This window comes from Trinickia sp., assembly GCF_051953955.1.
In the GTDB taxonomy this organism is placed as follows: domain Bacteria; phylum Pseudomonadota; class Gammaproteobacteria; order Burkholderiales; family Burkholderiaceae; genus Trinickia.
On sequence record NZ_JBQCIF010000086.1, the window covers coordinates 54,220 to 80,867 of the forward strand.

Annotated in this window: 26 protein-coding genes; 19 read left to right on the forward strand and 7 right to left on the reverse strand. The window is 64.9% G+C overall.

The genetic code is table 11. From position 1 onward, the window contains the following. Position 1 precedes the first annotated feature (1 nt). Genes ACTHNZ_RS16695 through mdcH form a run of 6 tightly spaced genes read left to right on the forward strand, consistent with a single transcriptional unit; the run spans position 2 to position 4,609 of the window. Entirely contained in the window at positions 2-928 is a 927-nt protein-coding gene (locus ACTHNZ_RS16695) for a triphosphoribosyl-dephospho-CoA synthase (RefSeq protein WP_440543644.1), read from the forward strand. Then, positions 916-1,236 (forward strand): malonate decarboxylase subunit delta, encoded by a 321-nt coding sequence (locus ACTHNZ_RS16700; protein WP_440543645.1) that lies wholly within the window; start codon positions 916-918, stop codon positions 1,234-1,236. Before ACTHNZ_RS16695 ends, ACTHNZ_RS16700 begins: the two co-directional genes overlap by 13 nt. Continuing rightward, positions 1,233-2,123: a biotin-independent malonate decarboxylase subunit beta gene (locus ACTHNZ_RS16705; RefSeq protein ID WP_440543646.1), complete on the forward strand. Its 891-nt coding sequence runs from the start codon at positions 1,233-1,235 to the stop codon at positions 2,121-2,123. The genes ACTHNZ_RS16700 and ACTHNZ_RS16705 overlap by 4 nt, the downstream gene beginning before the upstream one ends. A gap of 9 nt (positions 2,124-2,132) precedes the next feature. Next, the gene (gene mdcE, locus ACTHNZ_RS16710) at positions 2,133-2,954 is read left to right on the forward strand and encodes a biotin-independent malonate decarboxylase subunit gamma (protein ID WP_440543647.1); all 822 of its coding nucleotides are present in this window, start codon (positions 2,133-2,135) and stop codon (positions 2,952-2,954) included. A gap of 47 nt (positions 2,955-3,001) precedes the next feature. Further along, a complete protein-coding gene (locus ACTHNZ_RS16715) occupies positions 3,002-3,658 on the forward strand; it encodes a malonate decarboxylase holo-ACP synthase (RefSeq protein WP_440543648.1) in 657 nt (218 codons plus the stop codon). 15 nt (positions 3,659-3,673) lie between these two features. After that, positions 3,674-4,609 (forward strand): malonate decarboxylase subunit epsilon, encoded by a 936-nt coding sequence (gene mdcH, locus ACTHNZ_RS16720; protein ID WP_440543649.1) that lies wholly within the window; start codon positions 3,674-3,676, stop codon positions 4,607-4,609. 47 nt (positions 4,610-4,656) lie between these two features. Here the strand turns inward: mdcH and ACTHNZ_RS16725 are convergent, their stop codons facing one another. The 3 genes from ACTHNZ_RS16725 to ACTHNZ_RS16735 all read right to left on the reverse strand — a co-directional run bounded on the left by ACTHNZ_RS16725 (position 4,657) and on the right by ACTHNZ_RS16735 (position 7,477). After that, positions 4,657-5,409, reverse strand: a complete 753-nt coding sequence (locus ACTHNZ_RS16725; RefSeq protein ID WP_440543650.1) for a 2-keto-4-pentenoate hydratase — start codon at positions 5,407-5,409, stop codon at positions 4,657-4,659. Positions 5,410-5,501: 92 nt separating this feature from the next. Beyond that, positions 5,502-6,668: a porin gene (locus tag ACTHNZ_RS16730; RefSeq protein ID WP_440543652.1), complete on the reverse strand. Its 1,167-nt coding sequence runs from the start codon at positions 6,666-6,668 to the stop codon at positions 5,502-5,504. Between the two features lie 341 nt (positions 6,669-7,009). Next, on the reverse strand, positions 7,010-7,477 hold the full coding sequence (locus ACTHNZ_RS16735; RefSeq protein ID WP_440543653.1) for a hypothetical protein: 468 nt from the start codon (positions 7,475-7,477) through the stop codon (positions 7,010-7,012). A 237-nt stretch (positions 7,478-7,714) separates the two neighbouring features. Between ACTHNZ_RS16735 and ACTHNZ_RS16740 the strand changes: the two genes are divergently transcribed. From ACTHNZ_RS16740 to ACTHNZ_RS16770, 7 genes are all read left to right on the forward strand, one after another. Then, on the forward strand, positions 7,715-8,392 hold the full coding sequence (locus tag ACTHNZ_RS16740) for a CDP-alcohol phosphatidyltransferase family protein (protein WP_440543654.1): 678 nt from the start codon (positions 7,715-7,717) through the stop codon (positions 8,390-8,392). After that, positions 8,389-9,201 (forward strand): HalD/BesD family halogenase, encoded by an 813-nt coding sequence (locus ACTHNZ_RS16745; RefSeq protein WP_440543655.1) that lies wholly within the window; start codon positions 8,389-8,391, stop codon positions 9,199-9,201. The genes ACTHNZ_RS16740 and ACTHNZ_RS16745 overlap by 4 nt, the downstream gene beginning before the upstream one ends. Continuing rightward, entirely contained in the window at positions 9,198-10,202 is a 1,005-nt protein-coding gene (locus tag ACTHNZ_RS16750) for a lysylphosphatidylglycerol synthase domain-containing protein (protein ID WP_440543656.1), read from the forward strand. Before ACTHNZ_RS16745 ends, ACTHNZ_RS16750 begins: the two co-directional genes overlap by 4 nt. Positions 10,203-10,272: 70 nt before the next feature. Continuing rightward, complete coding sequence (locus tag ACTHNZ_RS16755) at positions 10,273-11,040, forward strand: NTP transferase domain-containing protein (protein WP_440543657.1); 768 nt, start codon at positions 10,273-10,275, stop codon at positions 11,038-11,040. Next, positions 11,037-12,734 carry a phosphoenolpyruvate mutase gene (aepX, locus tag ACTHNZ_RS16760; protein ID WP_440543658.1) on the forward strand — a complete coding sequence of 566 codons (1,698 nt, stop codon included), beginning with the start codon at positions 11,037-11,039 and terminating at the stop codon, positions 12,732-12,734. The genes ACTHNZ_RS16755 and aepX overlap by 4 nt, the downstream gene beginning before the upstream one ends. Beyond that, positions 12,731-13,900, forward strand: coding sequence for a phosphonopyruvate decarboxylase (gene aepY / locus ACTHNZ_RS16765; RefSeq protein WP_440543659.1), 1,170 nt, complete (start codon positions 12,731-12,733; stop codon positions 13,898-13,900). Before aepX ends, aepY begins: the two co-directional genes overlap by 4 nt. A 25-nt stretch (positions 13,901-13,925) precedes the next feature. Continuing rightward, the gene (locus tag ACTHNZ_RS16770) at positions 13,926-14,999 is read left to right on the forward strand and encodes a 2-aminoethylphosphonate aminotransferase (protein WP_440543660.1); all 1,074 of its coding nucleotides are present in this window, start codon (positions 13,926-13,928) and stop codon (positions 14,997-14,999) included. Positions 15,000-15,064: 65 nt separating this feature from the next. Here the strand turns inward: ACTHNZ_RS16770 and ACTHNZ_RS16775 are convergent, their stop codons facing one another. Further along, the gene (locus tag ACTHNZ_RS16775) at positions 15,065-16,531 is read right to left on the reverse strand and encodes a PLP-dependent aminotransferase family protein (RefSeq protein ID WP_440543661.1); all 1,467 of its coding nucleotides are present in this window, start codon (positions 16,529-16,531) and stop codon (positions 15,065-15,067) included. Positions 16,532-16,654: 123 nt separating this feature from the next. Here ACTHNZ_RS16775 and ltaE point away from each other — a divergent pair, with 123 nt between their 5' ends. From ltaE to ACTHNZ_RS16790, 3 genes are all read left to right on the forward strand, one after another. Then, entirely contained in the window at positions 16,655-17,686 is a 1,032-nt protein-coding gene (gene ltaE / locus ACTHNZ_RS16780) for a low-specificity L-threonine aldolase (RefSeq protein WP_440543662.1), read from the forward strand. A gap of 62 nt (positions 17,687-17,748) precedes the next feature. Beyond that, positions 17,749-18,525 carry an arylamine N-acetyltransferase family protein gene (locus ACTHNZ_RS16785; RefSeq protein ID WP_440543663.1) on the forward strand — a complete coding sequence of 259 codons (777 nt, stop codon included), beginning with the start codon at positions 17,749-17,751 and terminating at the stop codon, positions 18,523-18,525. A 121-nt stretch (positions 18,526-18,646) separates the two neighbouring features. Beyond that, positions 18,647-19,549 carry an RNA polymerase sigma-70 factor gene (locus ACTHNZ_RS16790; RefSeq protein ID WP_440543717.1) on the forward strand — a complete coding sequence of 301 codons (903 nt, stop codon included), beginning with the start codon at positions 18,647-18,649 and terminating at the stop codon, positions 19,547-19,549. Between the two features lie 104 nt (positions 19,550-19,653). Here ACTHNZ_RS16790 and ACTHNZ_RS16795 read toward each other — a convergent pair whose 3' ends face one another. Both ACTHNZ_RS16795 and ACTHNZ_RS16800 read right to left on the reverse strand, forming a co-directional pair. Continuing rightward, positions 19,654-20,274, reverse strand: a complete 621-nt coding sequence (locus ACTHNZ_RS16795; RefSeq protein WP_440543664.1) for a hypothetical protein — start codon at positions 20,272-20,274, stop codon at positions 19,654-19,656. 11 nt (positions 20,275-20,285) lie between these two features. After that, a complete protein-coding gene (locus ACTHNZ_RS16800; protein ID WP_440543665.1) occupies positions 20,286-20,585 on the reverse strand; it encodes a hypothetical protein in 300 nt (99 codons plus the stop codon). A 202-nt stretch (positions 20,586-20,787) separates the two neighbouring features. Between ACTHNZ_RS16800 and ACTHNZ_RS16805 the strand changes: the two genes are divergently transcribed. After that, positions 20,788-21,240, forward strand: a complete 453-nt coding sequence (locus ACTHNZ_RS16805) for a carboxymuconolactone decarboxylase family protein (protein WP_440543666.1) — start codon at positions 20,788-20,790, stop codon at positions 21,238-21,240. A gap of 60 nt (positions 21,241-21,300) precedes the next feature. Here ACTHNZ_RS16805 and ACTHNZ_RS16810 read toward each other — a convergent pair whose 3' ends face one another. Further along, positions 21,301-22,368 (reverse strand): AI-2E family transporter, encoded by a 1,068-nt coding sequence (locus ACTHNZ_RS16810; protein WP_440543667.1) that lies wholly within the window; start codon positions 22,366-22,368, stop codon positions 21,301-21,303. Between the two features lie 147 nt (positions 22,369-22,515). On the opposite strand from ACTHNZ_RS16810, the gene ACTHNZ_RS16815 reads away from it, so the two are divergent. Next, positions 22,516-24,252, forward strand: coding sequence for a S10 family peptidase (locus tag ACTHNZ_RS16815; protein WP_440543668.1), 1,737 nt, complete (start codon positions 22,516-22,518; stop codon positions 24,250-24,252). A 443-nt stretch (positions 24,253-24,695) separates the two neighbouring features. Continuing rightward, positions 24,696-26,462, forward strand: coding sequence for a S53 family peptidase (locus tag ACTHNZ_RS16820; protein WP_440543669.1), 1,767 nt, complete (start codon positions 24,696-24,698; stop codon positions 26,460-26,462). Positions 26,463-26,648: the final 186 nt, after the last annotated feature.

A 26,648-nucleotide genomic window follows, 5' to 3' on the forward strand; every position in this document is an offset into this window, starting at 1 on the left:
CATGCTCGCCCCCGCGGTTCGCCGAATACACCGCACTGAGCCGGACGCGGCCGCACGGAGCCGTGATCTCGCCCTGCGGCTCGCACGGCTCGCCACCGAGGCGCTGATCGAGGAAGCGCACGTCACGCCGAAGCCCGCACTCGTCGATCGGCGCGGCAGCGGCGCGCATCGCGATCTGAGCTTGGCGTTGATGGAGCGATCCGCCCATTCGCTCGAACCCACGTTCGAGGCCCTCGCGCATGCGTCGCGCGGCAAGCCGCCGTCGGCGGTCTTGCGCGCCGAGTTGGGTGCGATCGGCCGTGCCGGCGAAGCCGACATGATGAAGGCGACTCAGGGCAGCAATGCCCATCGCGGCGCGATTTGGATCGTCGGCCTGCTCGTTGCGGGCGCAACGATATACAGCGAGATCGCCGCGCCGCGAATCGACGACGCAAGGGCGATCTGCACGATCGGTGCGCAAATCGCCTGCTTTCCCGATCACGGCGCGCCGGTGACGGACAGCAACGGCTCGCGCGTGCGAGCACGCTATGGGGTGGGCGGCGCGCGGCTCGAGGCCCAGGAGGGTTTTCCGCATGCGCTGCGCGTGGGTCTGCCAGCATTGCGCGCGGCGCGCCGGCGTGGCGTCGAGGAAAACGCGGCCCGCATCGATGCACTGCTGGCCATCATGGCGACACTCGACGATACGTGCCTGCTGCATCGCGGCGGCCCACCGGCGCTGGCGGCAGCCCAGCAAGGCGCCCGGCGGGTGTTGTCGCTCGGCGGCAGCTCGACGCCGAGCGGCCGTGCTGCGTTCGATCGCCTGGAAGCGCGTCTGCTCGCGCTCAATGCATCGCCGGGCGGCGCCGCCGATCTGCTCGCCGCCACACTTTTCATCGATAGGCTGGCGCCGCCGGGCGCCGATGGGGGACTACAAGCATGGAGCATCTGACGTTCGACTTCCCTGCGCGCCGCGCGATCGCCGCGCGTGCGCACGTGGGCGTCGTCGGCTCGGGCGACCTCGAAGTGCTGCTCGCTCCCAGCGGAACGATGCAGGCACGCGTCGTCGTGAACACGAGCGTCGACGGCTACTCGCACATTTGGAAAAGCGTGCTCGAACGGTTCTTCACGCGCTACGATGGCGCCGCGTCGATCGAGATCAACGATTTCGGCGCCACGCCCGGCGTCGTCGCGTTGCGGCTCGCGGAGGCCGTCGAGGCGGCCGAACTATCGGACGGCGCGCAAGGAGCAAGCGCATGAGCGAAATCGCCCCGAACGTGCGCCCTCCCTTCATCGCGCACGAAAGCTTCATCGAACTCACGGCGCGCGAGCGCGCGCGGCAACTGCTCGATGCCGGGACGTTCCGTGAGCTGCTCGGCCCGTTCGATCGCATGACGTCGCCATGGCTACCTCTGCAAGGCATCGTCTGCCAGGCCGACGATGGCGTCGTGATCGCACGCGGAACGATCGGCGGCGAACCGGCCGTCGTTTGCGCGATCGAATCGGCCTTTCAAGGCGGCAGCATCGGCGAGGTATCAGGCAGCAAGATCGCCGGTGCGCTCGAGCTCGCGCTGCGAGACTGCGAGCACGGCAAGATCGTTCGGCCCGTCATCGTCTTCGAAACCGGCGGCGTGCGGCTGCAGGAAGCGAACCTCGGCCTGGCCGTGATCGCCGAGATTCAAGCGGCCATCGTCGCGCTGCGGCGGCATGTTCCCGTCGTCGGCATCATCGCCGGAATGGTCGGGTGCTTCGGCGGCATGTCGCTCGCCGCCGCGCTTTGCACGCGGTTGGTTATGACGCGGCAGGGCCGGCTCGGCATGAACGGCCCCGAAGTGATCGAGCAAGAGGCCGGGATCGAAGAGCTCGACGCGAGCGACCGGCGCCGCATCTGGCAATTGATCGGCGGCGAGCAGCGGGTGGCGTCGGGGCTCGCCGATCACTTGGTCGCCGACGACGTCGACGAGATCGGCTCCGCCGTGCGCGCGGCGTTCGCGGCAGGCGTGCCGGCCGTCCATCGCACCGAGGCCGTCAATCGATATGTGTCGCTGCTCGCGCGTGTCGATCCCCGAACGATTTCGCCCAGCGAGATGCGCGCGCTGTTCGGCGACGCATCGGCGGCCGAACGCCAAGCACGCGACGAACGCTGAGGACTGCTCATGAACGACACGATTTCCCCCTCCCGCGGTGAACGGTGGCTGCGAGTGCTGGCGGGCGAGCCGGCAAGCGCTGCGCCGGTACGGCATGCGGATGCGCCGCTCGGCCAGGAGACGGCTCGCTTCATCGCAGTCGTGCCCGACGCCGACAATCGCTTTCCCCGCGCGCGCGAAAACGTCATTGGGCTCGAGCAAGGATGGCGCGTGGCGCAGGCGGTGCGCGAAGTCATCGTTGCCGATGCGCCCACCTCGAAGCGGCGGCCCATCGTCGCGATCGTCGACGTCAAGAGCCAGGCTTACGGTTATCGAGAAGAAATGCTCGGCATCCATCTCGCCTGCGCGGCGGCCGTGGATGCCTATGCATCGGCCCGGCTCGCAGGGCATCCTGTCATCGCGCTGATCGTCGGTCCGGCCATGTCGGGCGCGTTTCTCGCGCACGGCTATCAAGCCGACCGCATTCTCGCGCTCGACGCGCCCGGCACGATGGTGCACGCGATGGGCAAGGAAGCGGCGGCACGCGTGACACGGCGATGCGTGGAAGCGCTCGATGCCCTCGGCGAAACGATCACGCCGATGTCGTATTCGCTCACGGGCGGGTTCGCCAAGCTCGGCTTGCTCGATCGCCTCATCGAAGACGTCGATGCCGATATGCCGACCGGCGCGCAGGTAGCGAAGGTGCAGGCGGCGCTCGCCGAAGCCGCGGTGTCGGCACGCACCGGTTCGCGTGCGCTGTCTCGGCGGCTCGATTCCGACACGGCGCGTACGACGCGGGCCGCATCCATCGAAGTGCGCCGCCGTCTCGCCATGCAATGGGATACGGTTTGAGAAATCCCGGGCGCGCGCCGGGGCACGACGAATGCGGGCAGCACGACATGAATGCGGAGAACGCCAGCGTCGTTCAGGAATGCGAAGCACATGATCTGCTTCGTTTGAGCGCGTTGCCGTCTGCGCAAGATCGCCCCGCATGGCTCGCCGCGGCATTCGCCGATGCGCCGTTTGCCGTCGTGCGGCGAGCCGTGGCGCCGCAGGGCTTCGTCGCGGTCGGTTTTCGCGGGCCGTCGCGGTCGGACCGATATGGGGCGCTCGTCGCACGCGATTCGGTCGTATCCGTTACGCCGCCCGAAGCCTTGATCCACCGCTGCCCGAGCCCCGGGCGAGCGGTGCTCAAGGCGTTCGCCGCGCTTCGGCGAATCGTCGAGCAAGGGGGCCTCGAATCGCTCGTATGGGGGCCGACCGGCAGCGTCGGCTTCGAGCTGGCGACGGCGCATCCGGCCGTCACCGAGACGAGCGATCTCGACGTATTGATCCGCGCACCGCTGCCGTTGATTCGAGCGCATGCGCACGCGCTGCGCGGGCGGCTGGCCCACGTCGAGCGCGAGCTGGGCTTGCGCATCGATGCACAGCTCGAAACACCGGCCGGCGGCATCGCGCTGAACGAATGGATCGAAGGCAAACCGCGTGTGCTGGCACGATCGGCAAGCGGGCCGACCCTCGTCGACGATCCGTGGGCGAACGCCGTTTTCTCCTAGGAGACGATCACGCCGATGCTTGCCCTCCTCTATCCCGGCCAAGGCGCACAGAGCCCTGGCTTTCTGCATCGACTGCCCGATCACCCAACCATCGCATCGACGATCGAAGAAGCCTCGGACGCTTTATCGCTCGACGTCGGGACGCTCGATACGAGCGAAGCGCTGCGATCCAGCGTGGCCGTTCAAATCACGCTCGTCGTCGCGGGCGTGGCGCTCGCGCGGCGTCTGATCGAAGCGGGGATCGAGGCGCACTTGCACGCCGGGCTATCGGTCGGCGCCTATGCGGCAGCCGTCGGATGCGGATCGATCGCGTTCGGCGACGCGGTGCGAATGGTCAAAACGCGCGCCGAGCTGATGGAGCGCGCCTACCCGAGCGGATACGGCCTGTCGGCCATCGAGGGGTTGAGCGAGGCGCAAGTGGAGGCGCTGATCGATGCGACGATGAGCGCGCAGGGTGAGCGCGTCTACGTGGCCAACGTCAATGCCCCGCGCCAGATCGTCGTCGCCGGCTCCGACGCGGCACTCGCCGCGTTCAATGAACGCGCGGGCGCCGCGGGCGCGCATCGCGCGAAGCGGCTCGCCGTCAGCGTTCCTTCGCACTGCGAATTGCTGCAGGAAGCCTCCGACACGCTGCTCGCCTATGCGGCGAACATCGCGTTCAGCCACCCGAAAACGGTCTACATCGGCAATCGGCGAGCCCGTGCGCTGCATCGAGGCGAAGACATACGCGCCGATCTAGCGACCAACATGCGCTATACGGTGCGCTGGTTCGACGCGCTGACGACGATCGTGGAGCGCGGCGCGACCGTGGTCGTCGAGGCGCCGCCGGGCCAAGTGCTGACCGACATCGCGCGCCTGGCTTACCCCAACTTGACCGCGCTGGCGGCGGCGTCGTTCGCCGACGATCGGCTGGTCGACGTCGTGAGACGACGCGTGGCCGGGCAACCGTAGACCGGCAACCGGCAACGCTCATGTCCGGTGCGACACCGGCGATGCCCTTACTTGATTTCGAACTCGATCTTGCCGAATCCCTCGATCGTGCCGCGCACGATCCCGGGGCCGGTCGCTAGATAAAACGGCGTGTAGGAGCCCGTCGTGAGCACCGTGCGCGCCGGAATCGAATGTCCGGTCTCGAGCGTGCGTGCGACGAGCCATGCGATCAAGCGCCTCGGATCACCCGCCGGATGGCGTGCGGCGCCTTGAAAAATTGGCTGATCGCCATAGAAGAAACTGACCGTCGGCGTGCTGAAATCGAAATTGCGATCGTACGGACGCGTATCGCCGATCACGAGCGCCCCGTTGTTTTGCAAATCGGCCAATTGCAGCAGCGGATCGGCTTTGCGCCAGTTTTCGAATCGGCTGTCCACCACTTCGACGACCACCGACATCGCATCGATGGCGTCGATCACCTCGTCGGGCCGTTCCGACAGCCGATGATCGACGTCCTCGGAGAAACTGAACGCGATCTCGAGCTCGAGCCCGATGAACGCATAGTCGCCACGACGAATGCCCGTCGCCGCACCGAATACCTTGGTCGTCGGCAGCGGCGAGCATTGCGGCTCGGCCGTCGGCGATTTCGCGCCGATCTTGTACCCGGCGCAACCGCCTAGTTCGTCGAGCACGAGCTGCTGCACGAGATAGGCTTCGTCGGCGTTGGCCGGTGTGCAAGAGGTAAGCGACGCCGGATCGAGCAGCGTATGGGTACGACGCGCTTGCAGCAGTTTCGCAGCGAGGTCTTGGGGATGAGTCATGATGTCCTTGAAATAAAAACCCATCCGTGCTCACGCGCCGGATGGGTCTAGGCAGAAGTCGCGGCGCGAAGCGCGCCGTTTTTCTTATTGGATCAGAACTTGTGACGAATGCCCACGCGCGCCACGGCTTGCTTCGAGGTGCTCGAAACATCGTCCGCGCCCGGAATGAACGCATGGTCGAGCGTCGAGCCCGTGCTGTCGCCGGCCACTTTCTGGAACGCGCCTTGGATGTAGACGTCGGTCCGCTTCGACAAGCTGTAATCGACCATGAGCCCGAACGTATGGACCTTCGGTTTCACGCCGCCGAGCGTCGTCTCGTAGTTTTCCATCGTGTAGATGTACTGTGCGCCGACGAACAGCGCAGGCGTGAGCTGATATTTGCCGTTCACCTCGAAGTTCTGGAACTTCAGCGCATTCACCGGCGCGCCCGTGAGCGGGCCCGTGGTCGCGATCAGCGAATCCGCGCTCGTGAAATAGCCGGCATTGCCCGTCGGATTGCTGATGTTCGTATTCGTATAGACGAAACCGGCCGTTGCAGGCCCGAACGTGTAATTAATGCCGCCGCCGAAAATCCGCAGGCGCGAAGAGACGAAGTTCGCGTCGTCGGCCGCGATCGCGCCGGCCGCACCCACGCCCGGGTTGTTCGCCTGCAGGTAGGCCGCCGCGACCAGCAACCCGCCGTTCTGATATTGACCGCCGAGGCTGTATTGACGGTTGTTCGAAAAGCCCGTGCCGTTGCTGAAGCTGTAGGTGCCGCCGAACTGGAAGCCCGCGTAGTCAGGGCTCGCGTATTTAATCGTATTGTTGACGCGGAACGAATTGTCCGTGTTGTCGTTGTCCCACGGGTGCGAGAGCAGGTAGCCGCCCCAGTTGCCGTTGGCCGTGGTCGGTGCCAGATAGTCGACGAGCGAGTCGTACTGACGACCGAGCGTGACCGTGCCGAAGTCGCTCGACAAGCCCACGTAGGCTTGCCGGCCGAACATCCGGCCGCCTTGGCCCAGACGGCCGTTGTTCACGTTGAACCCATTCTCCAATTGAAAGACGGCTTTCAGCCCGCCGCCCAGATCCTCCGAGCCCTTCAAGCCCCAACGGCTGCCCTGGGCATAGCCGCTGGCCAACTCGTACACGTGGCTGCCTTGCACATTGTTCGTGTAATTGAAACCTTCGTCGATGATGCCGTACAGCGTAACGCTGCTTTGCGCGAATGCGGGCACAGCGAAAGCCGACAACGCAGCGAGGCAAAAGAGATGCTTTTTCATCGAATGCTCCAAGCCGGCGAATTGATCGGAAAGATGCCGCTATCCGGGCGACGCCCGCCTCTTCTCGTTTGGGCGGTCGGATCGCTCGTGGTCTGTCTCGTGCTGTCCGTCCCGATGACGGAATGGTGACGATGTTTGCACGACCGCATCGGCAAGTCCATCGCCCGACGCAGCATCGCGCATAGCCGTTGCGTATTGCCAACTGGTGGGACGGCAATGATTTTCATGCGCCGATAGCCGTCGGCAAAAAAGTGCGTGCACCCCGCATTAACCCCGAGAAAGAACTACTTGAAACGACCGTCTGCGGCCCCTTTCGGGGCGGTCGAAAGTAAAAATGTAAGCTACCGGTGGTCCGTTGGCGTGGCAGTGTCGATTTGACAAAAAATGGCGGTAATGAAGGGCCCGACGTGATGAATGATCGCCGAGCTCCCAGCGGCTTTCGCGGCCGTGGCGACACTGGCGGTCGAGCCGAGCACGACGGCGCCGTAAGCGGAATCGGCCAGCGGCTTGCCGTCGCCCTTTTCGAACATCGGATCGTCCTTTTGATAACCGACGATCGCGAAAACGCGGAATCCGAATGCGGTCAGATCGACGGCGTGGGCTGGATTGAACGCATTGATGGAATTCGGTTCGACGTGCGACGGATGCGGGTCGATCAAGCCTTGCGACTCCAATGCACCGATGAAGTCATGGGCGGAACGATCGCAATGCAACGGTTCGTCGAGCGCTTCGGCGAACGCAGGTGTAGACGACGCAGCGGCATAACCAACAGCGAGCGCAAGGACGATGGCGGAGGTGAAACGTTTCATGATGGCGATTGCGCTCGGGTAACGACCGAGCGGGGTCACGGTTGGGATTGGCGCTTCGCACGCGGCGTGCCGGGCCCGATCAAAACTTCGGCCGAAACGCCGCTCAACGCGTAAGAGCGGAACTTTACCGTGTTTGGCGAGGCCCGCCCAGCTTGCTCGAGTGCGATGCGCTCAGGCGCATGCAAGCGCATGCCGGCTTAGCGGCGCCACTCCGAAAAACCGTATATATTCCTGCTGATGGACCACCGCGTCGACTCTCCTCATCGCGCCATCGCTCCCATGCCGCGCACGTGGGACGCTAGGCTCGCGCGCCGTCTCGTCACTCCGCTCGAAGCATCGCGCGTCACGCCGAATCACCTCACGACCTTACGCCTCGCCGTCGGCATCGCCGGTGCCGCAGCGCTCGCGCGCGGCGGATTCGCGTGGGTCAATGCCGGCGCATTGCTGATCGTGTTGTCGAACTTCCTCGATCATACGGATGGAGAACTCGCACGCATCAGCGGCAAATCGAGCCGGTTCGGCCACTTCTACGATCTCGCGAGCGACGCGCTCGTCACGGTTGCCTTATTCGTGTGCATGGGCGTCGGCGTCGCGCAAGCGCGCGGCGATCAAGCACTCTCGCAACCGACTTGGCTCGGGGCGGTCGCCGGCGTTGCGGTCGCGCTCATTTTCTATTTGCGCATGCGCATCGAATCGATGGCCGGCAAAGCCGGCACGCGGCAGGCCTCCGCCGCGGGCTTCGAGACCGAGGACGTGCTCTATTTGCTGCCGCTCGTGACGCTCTCCGGCCAAATCGAACCGTTCCTCATCGCGGCATCGATCGGCGCTCCCCTGTTCGCGCTCTGGGTGGCGTTCGACTATCGACGTGTCGTGCGCCGGCCGCACCAGACCAACGAAGCGTGGGGGTCGCGATGAACGCGCGGTTGGACGAGGCACCTGCGGCCGCATCGGCGCGGCAAGCCGGTACGTCGCCGATCGATCGCGCCTTGTCCGCAACGATGCGCGGACTCGACCGGCATCGGCTGCGCGAGCAGTTCGCGGCTCAAGGCGCTTTTCTATATTTGAACGACTTCCTGCCCGGCAGTCTGACGGCTCGATTGGCCGAGAGCGCACGCTCGCTCGTGCCGGCCGTCAACCGCAATTACCTGCCCGGGCACAAGCAGGGCGGCAGCGTCAGCCGTCATACGATCGATCGGCTCGCTCCGCACATTGCGGAGCTTTATCGTTCGCGCGCCTTGATCGACTGGCTCGAGGGCATCACGGGCGATACGCTGCAGCCCTCGCCCGACGACGATCCGCATGCCTATGCGCTCTATTACTACACGCGCGAAGGCGATCACATCGGCTGGCACTACGACACCTCCTATTACGAGGGCCGCCGCTATACGCTGCTGATCGGCGTCATCGACGATTCGTCCTGCCGCCTCGATTACGAACTGCATACGCGCACGCCGGGTGCGCAACCGGTGGCCGGATCGATTCAGTATCCGCCCGGTGCCATCGTGCTGTTCGACGGCGACAAGCTGCGCCATCGCATCACGCCATCGAGAGCGGGCGAGATGCGCGTGTCGCTGACTTTCGAATACGTCACCGATGCACGCATGCGTCCGTGGCGCCGGTTCATCTCGAACATGAAAGATGCGATCGCCTACTTCGGCTTTCGCCAAGTCTTTCGCTCGCGTCGGCCGAGCGATACGTCGACGGCCGGCCGAGAGACGGCATGACCCGCACCGCTGCGATTCTCCTCTCGCTGGGAGGGGCGGCCTTCATCGCCTTGCTTGCATGGCAAGGCGCCGGTGCCGTCGCCGCCACGCTAGCAACGGCCGGGTGGGGCCTCGTGCTCGTGGCCGCCTTTCATCTGCTGCCGCTTGCCGTCGACGCGGCTGCGATCTCGGTGCTCGCGGCGCCAGGCGTCACGTTCATCGATACGCTCAGAGCCCGATGGGCCGGCGAATCGGTCAACAGCTTGCTGCCGGCCGGCCAGATCGGCGGCCCCGTCGTCATGGCGCGCCATCTCGCGCAGCGTGGCGCACCGATGCGCGAGGCGGCGGCGTGCATCACAGTATCGATGACGATGCAATCGGTCGCGCAAATCGCCTTTGCGCTCGTGGGGTTGACGGCGTTCGCCGCCTTCTCCACCGTGAGCAGCGCAGGCGCGGCGAATGCCCTGCACGTCGCCGCACTGGCCGCGAGCGCCGTGCTCGCCGTGGCGGTCGCCGCGTTCTACTACGCCCAGCAGCGTGGCCTATTCGGCCGTTCGTCGCGCTGGATCGGCAAGGTGTTCGGCCCGCACGGCGCCCTGGCTTCGGCCGCCCGCGCCGATGCGATCGATGAGGCCGTGCGCGCGTCGTATCGCGCGCGCGGGCGCATCGCCGCTACCTTCGTCCTCAGTTTCATCGGATGGGGAGTCGGCATCGGCGAGGTGTGGCTCGCGCTGCTTTTCATCGGGCATCCCGTGAACTGGCTCGACGCATTGCTGCTCGAAAGCGTGGGACAAGCGATACGCGGCGCGGCCTTTGCGATCCCAGGATCGCTCGGCGCGCAGGAAGGCGGCTATTTGCTGCTCGCGCACGTCGTCGGGCTATCGCCCGACGCCGCGCTCGCGCTCTCGCTGGCCAAACGGACGCGCGAGCTCGCACTGGGGCTGCCGGGCATTGTCTACTTGCACTGGAGTGAACGGGTTTGGCGGCGCCGGCATCGGTCCGGCTTGCCGGTCGCCGATTGACGCGGATCGACGCGGATTGACGCAGCGTCGTCTTCCGTCGCCTCTCGGCATTTGCCAGGAGAAGAAGAACATGAGAGCAGTCATTCTTGCCGCGGGCCTCGGGCTCCGCTTGCAGCAACCGCCGGAGCAGCAATTTCCGAAGTGCTTGCTGCGCTTTCAAGGCACGACGTTGCTCGAGCGCCACTTGCGCGCATTGCGCGCGCACGGCGTCGAAGAAATCGAGCTGGCGCTCGGTTTCCGGCCCGAGATGGTCGAAGCCGAGCTCGATCGCCTCGGATGGCAACCGCGGCCGCGTATCGTGTTGAACGACCGCTACGACCTCGGCAGCGTGCTGACCGTGCACACGATGGCCGACGCGCTCACACGCGGCGGCGACGTGTTGCTGATGGACGCCGACGTTCTCTACGACGACGCCATCTTGCAAGCGCTCGTGGCCGGGCCGAGCGTCGATCGGCTGCTGATCGATCGAGACTTCGAAACGGGCGATGAGCCCGTCAAGCTGTGCCTGAAGGAAGGCGTGCCCGTGGAGCTGCGCAAGCAGGTTGCCGTGGGGCTGCAATACGACACGATCGGCGAATCGATCGGGTTCTTCCGTTTTTGCGAAAGCACGGCGCGCCGGCTGGCCGAGATCGTGGCCGGCTACGTTCGGTCCGGCCGGGACAACCTGCCGCACGAGGAAGCCGTGCGCGATCTGCTGCTGGAAGGCGGACGCTCCTACGACGTGGCGGACGTGACGGGCCTTGCGTGGATCGAGATCGATTTTCCGGGCGACGTGGCGCGAGCCGAGACGGCGATACTGCCCCGCCTTGCGCAACAACCGGCGGGAGTTGCACGATGAACGCACGCGAACAAGCAGTGAGCAAGCATTCGCGCTTCGAGCGGCTGCGCGAAATGCTCGTCAGCGACGAGTTGGAGTTCCTCATGGAGGCGCACAACGGGCTGTCCGCGCGCATCGTGCGCGAGGCCGGATTCAAAGGCATCTGGGCGTCGGGCCTGGCCATTTCGGCGCAGTTCGGCGTGCGCGACAACAACGAGGCCAGCTGGACACAAGTGGTCGACACGCTGGAATTCATGGCCGACGCCAGTGACCTGCCGATCCTGCTCGACGGCGATACGGGGTACGGCAATTTCAACAACGTCCGCCGCCTCGTGCGCAAGCTAGAGCAACGGGGCATCGCGGGCGTATGCATCGAAGACAAGCAGTTTCCCAAGACGAATAGCTTCATCGGCAGCGAGCGCCAGCCGCTCGCCGACGTCGAGGAATTTTGCGGCAAGATCAAGGCCGGAAAAGATTCCCAATCCGAAGCCAGCTTCTCGATCGTCGCGCGCGTCGAAGCGCTGATTGCAGGCTGGGGCCTGCAAGAAGCGCTCGAGCGCGCGGAAGCCTATCGCCTTGCCGGCGCCGATGCCATCCTGATCCACAGCAAGCTCTCGCGCCCGGACGAAATCCTCGCGTTCGCACGCGAATGGGCCGGCCGCGCGCCGCTCGTCATCGTGCCGACCAAGTACTACAGCACGCCCACGGAAGTGTTTCGCAAAGCCGGCATCAGCACGGTCATCTGGGCCAATCATCTGATCCGGGCCGCGGCATCGTCGATGCAGGCCGTCGCCAAGGAAATTCACGACAGCGAGACACTCGTGAACGTCGAGGAGCGGATCGCCAGCGTCAACGAAATTTTCCGGCTGCAGGATGCCGACGAGTACTCGGCTGCCGAGCGGCTCTACCTATCGGCATCGCGTAAGGACGGCGCCGCCGTCGTACTCGCGGCGAGCCGCGGGCGCGGGCTCGAAGCCGTCACCGCCGAGCGGCCCAAGGTCATGCTGCCCGTGGCGGGCAAGCCGCTGCTGCGCTGGCTCGTCGACGCGTTCAAGAAGCATGGCGTCAACGACATCACGGTCGTCGGCGGATATCGGGCCGATGCGATCGATTCGGCCGGCATCAAGCTCGTCGTCAACGACCGTCATGCGCAAACGGGCGAGCTGGCCTCGCTCGCCTGCGCCGTCGACGCGGGCAATCTCGCGACCGATACGCTGCTCTCCTACGGGGACTTGCTCTTTCGAGGGTACATCCTGCGCGATCTCGTCGAAAGCGATGCACCGTTCACCGTCGTCGTCGATTCGTCGCAGCCGCATACGTCGAATCAGAGCGTGCGCGATTTCGCCTATTGCTCGGCGCCCGACGACCGGGCCTTGTTCGGCCATAAGACACTGCTCGAGCGCATCGACAGCGGCAAGCCCGGCGCGGCGCCGCCCGACGGACGATGGATAGGACTGCTGAGCATTCGCGGGCGCGGCATCGAGCGCCTGCGCGAGATGCTCGCGGAACTGCGCCGCCAGCCCGACTTCGATACCCTCGACGTCCCCGCGCTCATCAACGCGTTGATCGACGTGGGCGAGGCCGTCGAAGTGCAGTACGTCCACGGACATTGGTGCGGCGTGAACGACCTCGAAGACTTCCGGCGCGCGGGTGATTTCGCGCATGCTCAAACGCCGTTCGCCATGGCGCGCAACGGGCACGGTGGGACGCCATGATCGAAGCGGAACAATTCGTCGAAGCGGCCCGGCGCCGCGGATTCACCTGGTACGCGGGCGTGCCCTGCTCGTTTCTCACGCCTTTCATCAACTACGTCCTCCAAAACCCGACGCTGCGCTACGTGAGCGCCGCGAACGAGGGCGATGCCGTCGCCTTGATCGCAGGTGTGGCGCTCGGCGCACGCAACGGCGAGCGCGGCATCACGATGATGCAGAACTCGGGGCTCGGCAACGCCGTCAGCCCGTTGACGTCGCTCACATGGACGTTTCGCCTGCCGCAACTGCTCATCGTGACCTGGCGCGGCGAGCCCGGCGTAGCCGACGAGCCGCAGCATGCGCTGATGGGGCCGATCACGCCATCGCTGCTCGAAACGATGGAAATCCCGTGGGAGCCGTTTCCTCGCGATGCCCAGGCGATCGAAGCGGCTCTTTCGCGCGCGGTCGCGCACATGGACGCAACCGGGCGCCCCTATGCGCTCGTCATGCGCAAAGGCAGCGTCGCGCCGTATCCGCTGGAGGAAAGGGTTCCGGCACGCACGGCGGCACGCGTGCCGCAATCGCGGTGGCATGGCACACCCCACGACGCGCTGCCGTCTCGCCGCGAGGCGTTGGAGCGCGTGATCGCGCACACACCGATCGACTCGACCGTCGTGCTCGCATCGACAGGTTTTTGCGGACGCGAGCTCTATGCGCTCGATGATCGTCCCAATCAACTCTATATGGTGGGATCGATGGGCTGCGTCATGCCGCTCGCGCTCGGCCTCGCCCTCGCGCGGCCCGACCTGCACGTCGTCGCGCTCGACGGCGACGGCGCGGCGCTCATGCGCATGGGCGCATTCGCCACGCTCGGCACATATGGAGGGGCAAACCTCACCCATCTGCTGCTCGATAACGGCTCACACGACTCCACAGGAGGGCAAGCGACCGTTTCGGCTCACGTCTCGTTCGCCGGCGTGGCGGCAGCATGCGGTTACACCGCGGCGATCGAGGGCGACGATCTTTCGCTCGTCGACATGCTGCTCGCCCCGCCGCTCGACGGCACGCGCAGCGGCCCCCGTTTCGCACGCGTGACGATCAAGCGCGGCACGCCCGACGGCCTGCCCCGTCCAACGATCTCTCCCGCCGACGTCAAAGCACGATTGATGCGCCATATCGGCGCCGCATGAGACATGCAAGAGGAAACTCCCCGAAATGAAAACGCTGCTGCTCAACCCCGGCCCCGTCACGTTGACGGCGCGTGTGCGCCAAAGCCTGCTGCAACCCGATCTGTGCCATCGAGAGAGCGAGTTCTACGACTTGCAGGACGAAGCACGCGGCCGTTTGCTGAATGTCTATCGGCTCGACCCGCGAAGGTGGTCGGCCGTTCTCATGACCGCCTCGGGCACCGGCGCAGTCGAAAGCATGATCGCCTCGCTCGTGCCGCGGCAAGGCCGGCTGCTGATCGTGCAAAACGGGGTGTACGGCGAGCGGATCGCCGCCATGGCGAAACAGTACGGGATCGAGCACGTCCCGCTCGTTCATGATTGGATGGCCGCTCCCGATCCCGCGGCCATCGCCCGCTGCCTCGATACCGACGGTCCTTTTACGCACGTTGCGATCGTTCATCACGAAACGACGACGGGCCGGCTCAACGGCTTGCGCGAGATCGGCGCGCTTTGCGGCAGCCGCGGCGTGCGTTTGCTGATCGATGCCGTCAGCAGCTTTGGCGCGGAGGCCATCGATTTCGACGAAGCCCACATCGACGCCGTCGCCGCGACGGCGAACAAGTGCCTGCACGGCGTGCCGGGCGCCTCGTTCGTCATCGCCGCACGCGAGGCGATCGAGCGCGGCACGAGCCGCGCGTACTACTTCGATCTTGCGCGCCTCGCGCGCATGCAAGCGGCGCGCAATACACCTTTCACGCCTTCCGTGCACGCGTACTATGCGCTCGTCGAAGCGTTGCGAGAGTTCGAGGACGAAGGCGGCGTGCGGGCGAGGCATGCCCGTTACGCGGCCCTCGCGGAGCAAGTGCGTAGCGGCCTGGCCTCGCGCGGTATCGCGTCGGTCCTGCCGCCCGAACAGTCGTCGGTGGTCTTGCGCTCTTACGACCTGCCGCCCGGCGTCGCTTACGAGCCGCTGCACGATGCGCTCAAGGCGCGCGGGTTCGTGATCTATGCAGGCCAAGGGGATTTGTCGAAACAGTTGTTCCGTATTTCGACGATGGGCGATATCCACGCGCCCGACATCGACCGGCTTCTGCTCGCGTTCGACGAGTTGATGCGCTGAGGCCGCGATGCCGTGATATCTCGACGGCCGGCGCGATCGGTATCCCGAAGATCCCGGCGCCTTGCTTACTCTCCGCGCGCCGCAAGCTCGCCCAAGCGCCGCACGGCGGCCTGGAGTTCGCTCGTCCAACGATTGCCGGCATTCAAGCGCAGGCAATCGTCGAACGCATCGCCTTCACCGAACAAATGCCCCGGCGTGAAACTGATCCCTTCCGTCCGCGCCTGCTCGAACAGCACCCGCGTGCTGCGCGAGCGCCCCTCGACCTCGGGCAGTTTCGCCCATAGCACCATCCCGCCTAGGGGATCGGTCACCCGCGTGCCCTCTGGAAAATAGCGCAGCACGGCTTCGCGCAACGCACGCTGCTGACCGTGCAGCGCGGCCTTCAGCCGCCGCAGATGCAGCGCGTAGCCGCCCGTGGCCAATAGCTCGGCCACGGCCGCCTGCTGCAACTCGGCCGTAGCCATGCTCGTCGTGTACTTGAGCGCCTTGACGCGCTCCGTGAACCGTCCGCCCGCGATCCAGCCCACGCGCAAGCCAGGACATAAGCTCTTCGAGAATCCGCCGCAAAGCAACACGTTGCCGTGCGCATCGTCGAACGCGCGCACGGGCCGCGGCCGCGTTTCGCCGAAGCACAAATCGCCGAAGATGTCGTCTTCGATCAGCGGTACGTCGCGCTCGCGAAGCAGCTTGACGAGCGAGCGCTTCGCCGCATCGCCGGGCACGCTGCCGAGCGGATTGTTGCCGTTCGCGACCGTCACCACGGCTTTGATCGGCACGCCGCGATCGAGCGCTTGCCTCAATGCATCGACATCCATGCCCGTCCGCGGCTTGCTCGGGATCGGATGAACGTGCATCTCGAGCGCCCGCAGCATCTGTAGGAGAACGAAGTAAGTCGGCGATTCGACGGCGACGACGTCGCCGGGGCGAGCCACGGCCCGCAACGCCAGATTCAATGCTTCGACGCAACCGTTCGTCACGACGATTTCATCGGGATCGAGTTCGCAAGCGTAGCGCATCGCCTGCCGCGCGATTTGCGCGCGCAACGCCGGATACCCGGTACCGCGCACGTGCGAGCCGACCAAGTCGCGGTGCTGATAGGCGAGCCGGCGCAACAGCACGCCGAAACGCTCGACCGGGTAAAGCGATGTCTCCGCCGATGCAAGATCGAGCCGCACGGCCGCCGCCTCGCCCGCGATCGCCAGATGATCGCGCGCCTGCGCGTCGAGCTCGGGCGCGGGCTTGGCCCATCGGCCGGCCCCGCCTTTCACGGCGGCAGCGGCGCCCGCGCGCTTGCCCCGCCGCGGACGCTGTGCGACGAAGTAGCCCGAGCGCGGCCGCGCTTCGATCTGCCCGCGGGTCTCGAGCCAGCGCAGGGCTTGCAGCGCCGTCGCCATGCTCACGCCATACTGCGTCGCAAGCGTACGCACCGACGGCAAGCGTGCGCCCTCCTCCATCGCCGCCTGCTCGATGCCGCTCTGAAGCCGTTGCGCCAACCGAAGGTAAAGGGGGGTGTCGTGCTCGCCGGAGTCCATGGCCGTCAGAAAAATCCGCCAAATCTGTTATGTAACAGATTCGGCCCTGTTGTGTATAGGGACGACGGGCAGGTCATGCCATCATGAGCGCACTGATGGCACCCCGGATAGGAGAACTCCAAGATGCACGCCCTGAAATACGACTTTCGCAGCGATACCGTCACGCGCCCGGGGGCCGCAATGCGTGCGGCCATGGCTTCGGCTGTGGTCGGCGACGACGTGCTCGGCGACGATCCGACCGTCAAGCAGCTCGAAGCGCGTGCGGCCGAGATCATCGGCAAGGAAGCGGCCCTGTTCGTCCCGTCGGGCACGCAGTCGAATCTCATCGCCTTGATGATCCACTGCGAGCGCGGCGACGAATACATCGCCGGGCAGCAGGCGCACTGCTACCGGTGGGAAGCGGGTGGGGCCGCCGTGCTGGCCAGCATCCAGCCCCAGCCGCTCGAGAACGCCGCGGATGGCACGATCGCCCTGGCCGACATCGAAGCCGCGATCAAGCCTGACGATCCGCATTTCGCGCGTACACGCCTGCTCGCGCTCGAAAACACGATCGGCGGCAAAATCCTGTCCTCCGATTACGTGCTCGCGGCGACCGCGTTAGCCAAGCGGCACGGCCTGTCCTGCCATCTCGACGGCGCCCGGCTGTTCAACGCGGCCGTTGCGCTCGGGGTGCCGGCGGCCACGCTCGCGCAGCCGTTCGATACGGTCTCGATCTGCCTCTCGAAGGGCCTGGGCGCGCCCGTCGGCTCCGTGCTCGTCGGCCCTGCAACGGCGATCGCCCGCGCCCGCCGGCTGCGTAAGATGCTCGGCGGCTCGATGCGGCAGGCCGGCATTCTTGCCGCGGCAGGCCTTTACGCGCTCGAGCACAACGTCGAGCGTCTCAGCGAGGATCACGCGAACGCCCGCGTCCTTGCCGCAGGTCTGGCCCAACTGCCCGGGTTGACCGTGACCGAACCGCAGACGAACATCGTGTTCGTCGATGTAGAGGCGCCGATTGCCCCGGATTTCGTGGCGCACCTGGCACAGCACGGGATCAACGTCGTATCGACCTACGGGGCGACGCGCCAGCGCTGGGTCACGCATCTGGACGTCGATGCGAAGGCCGTCGACGATGCACTCTCGGTGGCATCGGAATTTTTACTGCGCCAGCAATGAGCCCCGATGCTTTTCGTTGCTCACACAACTTATCTTCATCGATTCGATAAGGGGCCACGCCTATGCACGCCGACAATTTTTCTCTAACCGACTACCTCCATCGCATCGACTACACGGGGACACCGAAGGCCGACATCGAGACGGTTACGCGCATGATGCGCCGGCAACTGTTCTCGGTGCCGTTCGAAAACCTCGACGTACAGGCCGGCAAGATCGTCTCGCTCGTGCCGGAGGACATCGTCGAGAAGATCGTGAATCGCAAGCGCGGGGGCTACTGCTACGAAGTGAACGGCCTGTTTGCGATGGCGTTGGAATCGCTCGGCATCCGCTATCAATACGTCGCTGCACGACCGATGATCTATCCCGCGCGGCGGCCCCGGACGCATATGGCGCTCGTGATCACGCTCGAAGGCGAACGTTGGCTGTGCGACCTCGGCTTCGGCAGCTATGGCATTCGTGCCCCGATGCGCCTCGACGCGTTGGACGCCCAGATCGCCCAGGACGACGACACGTTCATGCTGAGCTTGGGGGAGGATGGCTTCTACTTGCTTCGGGCCAAGGTCGACGGAGAATGGGCGAACCAGTATGCATTCGATCTCTCGCCTCAGGAATGGGTCGATTTCATTCCGGCGAATTATCTGAATTCGACGCATCCGGATACGATTTTCGTACGAATGATCGTAGCCGTGCTGATGACCGAGAGCGGCCGTAAGATCTTGGGCGGCGACAGCTTCAAGATCGTCTCGCACGGGCGCACGGAAAAGCGTACGGTGGTGCCAAGCGAGTTGCCGGGCCTGCTCGCCCGCGAATTCGGATTGACCATGGCCGCCTGCGGCTAGAGATGGCGCCGGGGTGAGCGCGGGAGCGAGCGTTGGGCTTGATCTGTCACAAAACGGCGCCGTGACTCGTCTAAGGTCGGTTGAGCGCCGTTGTGCACGCTCTTTTCATCGAGACGATATGATGACCGATCCCGCCCCTTCACTCGCCGCCTCCGACCCGTTCGATGCATTGCGGCCCCGGCTCTTCTCCGTGGCGTATCGCATGCTCGGCACCCGCGCCGACGCGGAAGACATCGTGCAAGACGCCTGGCTGCGCTGGCAGCAGAACACCGATCGCTCGGCGGTGCAATCGGCCGAGGCTTGGCTCGTCACGATCGTGACGCGGCTGTCGATCGACCGCTTGCGCGCGGCGAAGGCCGAACGCGAAGCGTATGTCGGCTGGTGGCTGCCCGAGCCGCTCGTCGAGGAGGCCGACGAGCGCACGCCGGAAGCCGCCATCGAGCTGGCGAGCGATTTGTCCATGGCGCTGCTTTGGGTGCTCGAGCGGCTTTCAGCCGAGGAGCGCGCTGCGTTCTTGCTGCGCCAGGTGTTCGATCACGATTACGGCGAAATCGCCACGCTGCTCGGCAAGAGCGAGGCCGCGTGCCGGCAAATGGTCCATCGCGCCTCCGAGCGAGTGCAGCACACCCGCACGCGTTTTCCCGTGCCGCGCGACGCGCATCGGCGCGTCGTCGAGAAATTCATGCGGGCAGCGCAGTCGGGCGAGCGGGATGCCATTCAGGCGCTGTTGTCCGACGACGTCGAACTCGTGGGCGACGGCGGCGGCAAAGTCCCGGCGGTCTCCAAAGTGCTACATGGCGCGTTTCGCATCGCCAATCTGTTTTGGGTCACCGGGCGGCGCTTCGGCCCGGCGCTGGCTTACCGCCATGCGCTCATCAACGGCGAGCCGGGGTTGCTGCGCTACATCGACGGCAGGCTCGAGTCGGCAATGGCATTCGCCACCGACGGCGAGCGCGTCGTCGGGATTTACTCCGTCCGCAACCCAGACAAGCTCACGCATGTTCCGCAATCGCTCGCGCAGTGACAGGATGCTTTGGCAGCGGCAGGCAGCGATAGCCACCGATAGGTAGCGAAGCCGAGTCCGCAATCGGGGACGTTGCACGCATTGCAGCGCCCCGCTGCGGCCCACTATGCCGCGAGCAGCGAGAGCGCGCTGAGCTCTCGCATGAGGCTTGGCTTGCGCGATTCCAACACATCCGATTGAATCCGAAAAATCACGGACTTGATCACGTCCGTCTTGGACATGGCCGTTTCCTTGGCGAGATGGTTCAAGTCTTCGGCGATGCGCGGCGCGACTTTCAACGACAAGCGCCTGCGAGCACCGCCTCGGCTTTCCTCGTACCTCGACTGCGCAGCCGCGAGCCCCTTGACCAGCCCCGAGATCGGATATTCGCCCGACGCGAAACGATGAAGGTAGACGGTCATCAAGACCTTCCGAAATTCGGTCGAACTTTGGCTGTCGAGCGTGTAGGCCGCTAAATCCAGTGCATCGATATAGATGGCGGGCAATTGGGCCTCCACGGATTTGATGTCTCTTTGCCGCGCTTCTCGAATAGCCGGAGTAGACTGCGCCGGCGTAGCGACGACCTCGTCGCAACCGTCGCACACCGCCACGAGGATATCCCTCGCGATCCCCTTGCCATCGCTGAACGGAACATCCCGGCGCACGAAAGTCGTGCTTACCCGTTCGCCGCAGTGCGAGCAGATCGCCCGGCTCTTGTCGCCTTCCTGAAAAAGTCTCGTACTCATAGTCTTCAAAATCACCGGTGGACGCTAATGAACATCGTGTCGGGATCGTCGATGAAGTAAAACTTGATGTACCAGCCCTGCGACACGATCAGGTGCACATCCACCGACGGCGCCTGATGATGAGGCGAGCACTGGTGCTCGCTTCCCTTGGCGCGGCGGACAATGGCTTCGACTTCGGCGGGACTCACCGCACCGGCCTGAAGCAAATTTTTCAAGTCAATCTGGCGACGCGCTTCATGCTGAAACAACCCAGACTGTAGCGCGGCAATCACGGCCTGCTTCGCCGCGATGAATCCTCGAGGTATCGACACCAGGCCTCCATTATACGACGGTTATCGTAAACAACAAGAACAAGCTGCGTCGCTCATGGTAAGAAATTTTCCCGGCGGCTCGTCCTCGGCCGGACGGCCAAAAAAATCCGCGCGATCTGTCACAGGCGCGCGAAACGCGGCGTCTTGAATGCATGGACGCCGCACCGGGCGGCGCTCCGCTCACGACCGGAGAGGAAAAACCATGTCACTGACTGCTCGCATCGATTACTTCAAGCTCGCGCCAACGGCTTTTCGCAACTTGCAGCAGCTTTCGGCGGGGCTGCGCCGCGATCTGCTCGGGCATCGTCTCGTCGAATTGGTTCTGATGCGCGTGTCGCAAATCAATGGCTGCGCGTTTTGCATCGACATGCACTGGCGCGATCTGATGAAGATGGAGGCCGATCCTCGGCATCTGAATGCAGTGGCCGGATGGCGCGAAGCCCCGTTCTTCGATGAGCGCGAGCGCGCGGCGCTCGAATGGGCCGAGCTCGTGACGGGCGTGCCTCACACCGATCCGAGCGACGAAGCGTTCGCGCGGCTGCGCGCGCGGTTCAGCGAAGAGGAGATCGCCGAGCTCGGGTTCGTCATCGTGACGATCACCGCATGGAATCTGCTCAACGTGAGCTTCAGGACTCCGGTGCCCGAGAAGGCATGACAGCGAAAGGGCCGGCCTCGGCCCCTGCCGCCGGGGCCGGGCACGCGGTGCGCGATCGGCTCACCGCACGGACTCGTGCCAGAGCACGGTCAAGACCGTCATCAAGGCCGGGCCGATGAAGAGGCCCACGAGGCCGAATGTCTCGGCACCACCGAGGATGCCGAACAAGACGAGCAAGAACGGCAGCCGCGTCGCGCTGCCGATGAGCCCCGGGCGCACGAAGTGCTCGGCCAAGAACACGACGACGCTGCCCGTCGCCACCACGGCCACGGCGCCGGCCACCTGGCCGTGGACCACGAGCCAAAGCGCCACGAGACAAAATGCAACCGGCGCGCAAAACGGCACCATCGCGGCGATGGCCGTCACGAGGCCGAGCTCGGCCGAGTGAGGCACGCCCGTCGCATAGTAGGCCACGCCGATCAGCGCACCCTCGCCCATGCCGACCACGACGAGCCCCGTCACCGTGCCGCGCACGGCTGCCGCCATTCGCATCGCAAGGTGCGTACCGTCCGCACCGAATACGCGGCGCACGGCTTTCGCCAGATGCTCGGACACGCGGGGGCCCGAGCGCAGCACGACGAACAGCGTCAGCAGCATGAAGCCGAAATGCACGACGCCGCGGACCGCGAGCGAGCCGAAGTGGCGGCCGGCCGTCGCGACGTGGCTATCGCGCAACTGCTGCATGGCCGGGGAGCCTTCGAGCGGACGCGCGAGATTCGTTTGCCACCATTGCGAAATCTGATTGCCGAAAGGCAACTGCTGCACGAACTTCGGCAAGGCGATGCCGTTTTCCTCGAGGTCGGAGACCCAGTGCATCAGGTGATGCGTCTCGTGCAGCACTTGGGCGAAAACACCCACGATCGGCAGCACGATGAACAAGCCGACCACGGTGGTGATCGCCAACGCGATGGCGCTCGCGCGCGTCGGACTCTGCTTGGGCGAGCTCAGGCGCTGCAGCAGCGGCCACACGAGGATCGCGATGACGAGCGCCCAGACGATCGACGGAATGAACGATCGAATGATCCAGAGCGCGAGCGCCACGAGCACGGTGTAGAGCAGCACCGTCGCGACGCGCTGCCTGCGCTTTCCGTCGGCGGAATCGTTCGTGGCAAGCGGAAAAATAGGCATGACGATCGCCTTTGCGGTGAGAGTCTCGATCGCCCACATCTTATCGAAGTTCGCTGCGTGCGCAGCGGCCCCTCGTTGACGCGGCGCGGGACTTTGTAAAGAATCTGGGGCCGACGGATACGAACGATCCTCACCTCAGGAGCGGCCATGCGCTTGCGTCTCTCTATACCTCCCTCGCCGCGCGGCACGCGCACGGCCCGAATGGCCGCGCTCGCGATCGCACTGGTCTGCACGGTCGGCACGAGCCGGCTGGCCCTAGCCGACGACGAAAGCAACAACGGCAGCGACGCCGCCGAACCGGTGGTCGGCGCGGTATCCGGATCGGCGCCCACGTCCCTGTCCGCACCCGTGCCCGCATCCGCGTCCGCAAAGCCCGATGTCCATCCACGCGCCCATGCCGCGCCGGCGGCAAGCGGACCGCACTCGGCTTCGGCGGCAACGAACGCCGCGGCGGAGCCCGTGCCGCGCGAGACGTCGATCATGACGAAGCACGCGCTGCGCCTGAACGGCCGCCGGCTCGACTACGACGCCACGGTGGGCAACCTATTGCTGCGCGACGACAAGGGCGAGCCCGAGGCGAGCATGTCCTACGTTGCGTACACGAGCAAGGCCGAGCGCGGCGCGGCGCGCCCCGTTACCTTCCTTTTCAATGGCGGCCCGGGTGCCGCGAGCGTGTTCTTGCTGATCGGCTCGATCGGCCCGAAACGCGTGCATACCTCGAGCCCGTCGGCCACGCCGCCCGCACCCTACGTGCTCACCGACAATCCCGATTCGCTGCTCGACAAGAGCGATCTCGTCTTCGTCGACGCCATCGGCACGGGCTTTTCGAAGGTCGTGGGCCACGGCAGCGGCAAGCAATTTTGGAGCGTCGATGGCGATCTCGACGCGTTCGTCCGGTTCATCGATCGCTATCTGACCGTCAACGATCGTTGGAACTCGCCGAAATTCCTCGTCGGCGAATCGTATGGCACCGCACGGGCGGCCATGCTGGCCTATCGGCTCGGCCAGCACGAAATCTCGCTGAACGGCGTGGTGCTGCTTTCGTCGGTGCTCAATTCGGGCACGCGTGCGCCGGGGCTCGACCTGATGTACGTGCACTACTTGCCCTCGTTCGCCGCGACCGCCTGGTACCACGACAAGCTCGGCCCCTCGAAACCCGCCGACCTGCCCGCGTTTTTGGACGAAGTACGCGCATTCGCGGCGGGGCCCTATGCGGCCGCGCTCGGAAAAGGCGATGCCTTGCCCGAAGCCGAGCGCGATGCAATCGCCGCGCGCATTGCGCAATACACGGGACTCGACGCGCAATACGTCGTCAGAGCGCGGCTGCGCATCTCGCCCTCTCATTTCCGCAAGCAACTGCTGCTCGGCCAAGCGCGCAGCGTGGGGCGCTACGATAGCCGCTTCGAGGGCATCGAGTATGACGACGATTCTTCTTCTCCCGATTTCGACGCTTCGGAAAAGTACATTTCGAGCGCATTCAATGCCGCATTCCACCAGCATTTGGCCCAAGACCTGCACGATGCGAACGCGAGCGAAACACCCTATCGCGTCTTCAATGGTCACGTGCTCGACACGTGGGGCTGGAAGCATCGCGCCTGGTGGGGCGAGACGCTGAACGTGCCCTATGCGGCGGCCGACCTGGCCGAAGCGATGCGGCAAAACCCACGGCTGAAGGTGCTATCCGCAAACGGCTATTTCGATCTTGCGACGCCATTCTTCGCGACCGAGTACGACCTTGCTCACATGGGGCTAGAACCATCGCTGCGCAAGAATCTGCGGGTGACCTATTACGAAACGGGACACATGATCTACCTCGACGACGCCGCGCTGCACGCATTGAAGAACGATTTGGATCGTTTTTACGACGATGCAACCTCTCAGTGAACTGGCTGATTCAAAATCTGCGTTCTCAATTGGCATCGAATGTGATGCGCGGCGCATACACGGAACGACGAAGATTCCGGCCGCTCATCACTCGCCCTTTTAATCCGAACGTCTGTAAATAAGACGTTCCTAGTTGCCTAGTCGTTTAGGATTCTTCGATCGGGCTGCAAGCGCCGTCCGTAGCAAATGTCCGTCCTGGAGTCTGCATCCGTCGCGACGCCCCGCATTTTCCGTACAGACCATCTTTTCCACTACTACCATTAACAGCTACACAGCCATATTCTCGACCTGCTACGTTGAAGATGCTCAATGCACCGTTGAGCGATATTATTACCCCATTAATCAATAACGATGGCTCGAGACGGCAGCAAATTAAAATCCGTTGACTCACCGCTATCCCGCGGATACGGCGTCTCTTGGCGTTGCAATCCTAGGAGCTCAAATTGAAGTCGACATTCGAATCGAAGGGGTCCCTACCAAGTATTTTCCGAACCGCTGCATTGGCATTGCCGCTCGTCGCAGCCGCGCCGCCCAGCCATGCGGATGCTGGGCCGACGGCGTGGGTCGGCACCGAAACACGGGCGTTTTTGACGCCGCAACAAATGAGGGCGTTGGCAGCAACGCCGCAAGCTCTCGTAACGCCCGGCGAGAAAGCCCATGTGGTCGTCAGCCTGCGCGTGCGCGACATGGCGAAGCTCGAGGCGCTCGGTCAAGCCGTCAATGAGCGCGGCAACAGTCAGTATCACCGCTTCCTCACGCCGGAGGCGTTCTTGTCCGAATTCGCGCCAACCGAAGCACAGGTGCAAAAAGTCGTCGCGTACATGCGTAAGAACGGCTTCGTCAACATCCGCGTGTCCAAGAATCGTCTGCTGATTTCGGCAGACGGCACGGCCGGCACCGTGAGGACCGCATTCAACACCCCGCTCGTGCACTTGCGCAAAGGCAACCGCACCGTCTTCGCGAATGCGGCACCGGCCGAGGTGCCCGAAGCGCTCGGCGGCACCGTCCTGTCCGTGCTAGGGCTGCAAAACGTGACGCGTGCTCACACGATGGCGGTGAGAGGCCCGCGCACGGAAGCGAAGACGATGGCCATCGGGACCGAAATGGGCCACTACCCGACCGAATGGCCGCGCATTTACGGCGCAACGACCCTACCCACGGCATCGAGCACGGCGGTCGGCATCATCACGATCGGCGGTGCGAACCAGGCCACACAGGATCTGAATCAGTTCACGCAGGCCAACGATCTCGCTCGAGTCAACGTCTCGGCCGTGCAAACGGGCGATCCAAGCGGCGATTACAGCGATGATCCTAACGGCCAAGGCGAATGGGACCTCGACAGCCAAGATATCGTCGGTGCGGCGGGCGGCGCCGTCGGCCAGTTGATTTTCTATGAGGCCGATATGGCTGCCTCCGGCAACACGGGGCTGACGCAGGCGTTCAACCAAGCCGTCAGCGACGACACGGCGAAGGTCATCAACGTCTCGCTCGGCTGGTGCGAAGCCGATGCGCAAGCCGACGGCACGGTGGCCGCCGAAGACCAGATCTTTGCCGCGGCCGTCGCGCAAGGACAGACGTTCTCGGTTTCGTCGGGCGACGAGGGCGCCTACGAATGCAACAACCGCGGCTATCCGGACGGTAGCACCTACTCGATCTCATGGCCGGCTTCGTCGCCGAGCGTCATCGCCGTCGGCGGTACGACGCTCTTTACGTCGAACGGCAAGTGGGCGAGCGAGACGGTCTGGAACGAGGGGCTAGACGACAGCGGCAAGCTCTGGGCGTCGACGGGCGGCATCAGCCGGGTCGAGCCGCTGCCGTCGTGGCAGAAAGCGCTTTCCATGAGCCCTCAGCCCACCGGCCGCGCCGTTCCCGACATTTCGTTCGACGCGGCACAGGGCTCTGGCGCGCTCGTCTACAGCTACGGCCAGATCGAGCAGATCGGTGGCACGAGCTTGGCTTCGCCGATCTTCGTCGGACTATGGGCGCGGCTCGAATCGGCCCATTCGAACTCGCTCGGATTCCCCGCCTCGAGTATCTACTGCGCCGTGAGAGCGGCGCCTTCGCTCGTCCATGACGTCACCTCGGGCAACAACGGCTATCGAGGCTACGGCTACCGGGCGGCCAAAGGGTGGGACTACCCGACGGGCTGGGGCAGCTTGATCATGTCGAATCTGGCGTCCTACGTAAATAGCCATCCGTTCGCGCAATGACCGCGGGTTGACCGCTCGCCGACCGCCCGGCGAGACGGCGGGCTCTTGTGCCCCAAGCCGATCCGGCCCTTTATTCCGGATCGGCTCTTTCGTTGTACGCGCAACAACTTTGCGCGGTTCGTGCACACGCCCGAGCAACTCGGCGCATAATCGCTGCTTTGCGTCTTTGCCCACGATTCGTCGTTG

Bases quoted from the DNA above. Each gene is read 5' to 3' on its own strand.
- ACTHNZ_RS16695 (WP_440543644.1), top strand. From the start codon at position 2: ATGCTCGCCCCCGCGGTTCGCCGAATACACCGCACTGAGCCGGACGCG.
- ACTHNZ_RS16700 (WP_440543645.1), top strand. From the start codon at position 916: ATGGAGCATCTGACGTTCGACTTCCCTGCGCGCCGCGCGATCGCCGCG.
- ACTHNZ_RS16705 (WP_440543646.1), top strand. From the start codon at position 1,233: ATGAGCGAAATCGCCCCGAACGTGCGCCCTCCCTTCATCGCGCACGAA.
- mdcE (WP_440543647.1), top strand. From the start codon at position 2,133: ATGAACGACACGATTTCCCCCTCCCGCGGTGAACGGTGGCTGCGAGTG.
- ACTHNZ_RS16715 (WP_440543648.1), top strand. From the start codon at position 3,002: ATGAATGCGGAGAACGCCAGCGTCGTTCAGGAATGCGAAGCACATGAT.
- mdcH (WP_440543649.1), top strand. From the start codon at position 3,674: ATGCTTGCCCTCCTCTATCCCGGCCAAGGCGCACAGAGCCCTGGCTTT.
- ACTHNZ_RS16725 (WP_440543650.1), bottom strand. From the start codon at position 5,409: ATGACTCATCCCCAAGACCTCGCTGCGAAACTGCTGCAAGCGCGTCGT.
- ACTHNZ_RS16730 (WP_440543652.1), bottom strand. From the start codon at position 6,668: ATGAAAAAGCATCTCTTTTGCCTCGCTGCGTTGTCGGCTTTCGCTGTG.
- ACTHNZ_RS16735 (WP_440543653.1), bottom strand. From the start codon at position 7,477: ATGAAACGTTTCACCTCCGCCATCGTCCTTGCGCTCGCTGTTGGTTAT.
- ACTHNZ_RS16740 (WP_440543654.1), top strand. From the start codon at position 7,715: ATGGACCACCGCGTCGACTCTCCTCATCGCGCCATCGCTCCCATGCCG.
- ACTHNZ_RS16745 (WP_440543655.1), top strand. From the start codon at position 8,389: ATGAACGCGCGGTTGGACGAGGCACCTGCGGCCGCATCGGCGCGGCAA.
- ACTHNZ_RS16750 (WP_440543656.1), top strand. From the start codon at position 9,198: ATGACCCGCACCGCTGCGATTCTCCTCTCGCTGGGAGGGGCGGCCTTC.
- ACTHNZ_RS16755 (WP_440543657.1), top strand. From the start codon at position 10,273: ATGAGAGCAGTCATTCTTGCCGCGGGCCTCGGGCTCCGCTTGCAGCAA.
- aepX (WP_440543658.1), top strand. From the start codon at position 11,037: ATGAACGCACGCGAACAAGCAGTGAGCAAGCATTCGCGCTTCGAGCGG.
- aepY (WP_440543659.1), top strand. From the start codon at position 12,731: ATGATCGAAGCGGAACAATTCGTCGAAGCGGCCCGGCGCCGCGGATTC.
- ACTHNZ_RS16770 (WP_440543660.1), top strand. From the start codon at position 13,926: ATGAAAACGCTGCTGCTCAACCCCGGCCCCGTCACGTTGACGGCGCGT.
- ACTHNZ_RS16775 (WP_440543661.1), bottom strand. From the start codon at position 16,531: ATGGACTCCGGCGAGCACGACACCCCCCTTTACCTTCGGTTGGCGCAA.
- ltaE (WP_440543662.1), top strand. From the start codon at position 16,655: ATGCACGCCCTGAAATACGACTTTCGCAGCGATACCGTCACGCGCCCG.
- ACTHNZ_RS16785 (WP_440543663.1), top strand. From the start codon at position 17,749: ATGCACGCCGACAATTTTTCTCTAACCGACTACCTCCATCGCATCGAC.
- ACTHNZ_RS16790 (WP_440543717.1), top strand. From the start codon at position 18,647: ATGACCGATCCCGCCCCTTCACTCGCCGCCTCCGACCCGTTCGATGCA.
- ACTHNZ_RS16795 (WP_440543664.1), bottom strand. From the start codon at position 20,274: ATGAGTACGAGACTTTTTCAGGAAGGCGACAAGAGCCGGGCGATCTGC.
- ACTHNZ_RS16805 (WP_440543666.1), top strand. From the start codon at position 20,788: ATGTCACTGACTGCTCGCATCGATTACTTCAAGCTCGCGCCAACGGCT.
- ACTHNZ_RS16810 (WP_440543667.1), bottom strand. From the start codon at position 22,368: ATGCCTATTTTTCCGCTTGCCACGAACGATTCCGCCGACGGAAAGCGC.
- ACTHNZ_RS16815 (WP_440543668.1), top strand. From the start codon at position 22,516: ATGCGCTTGCGTCTCTCTATACCTCCCTCGCCGCGCGGCACGCGCACG.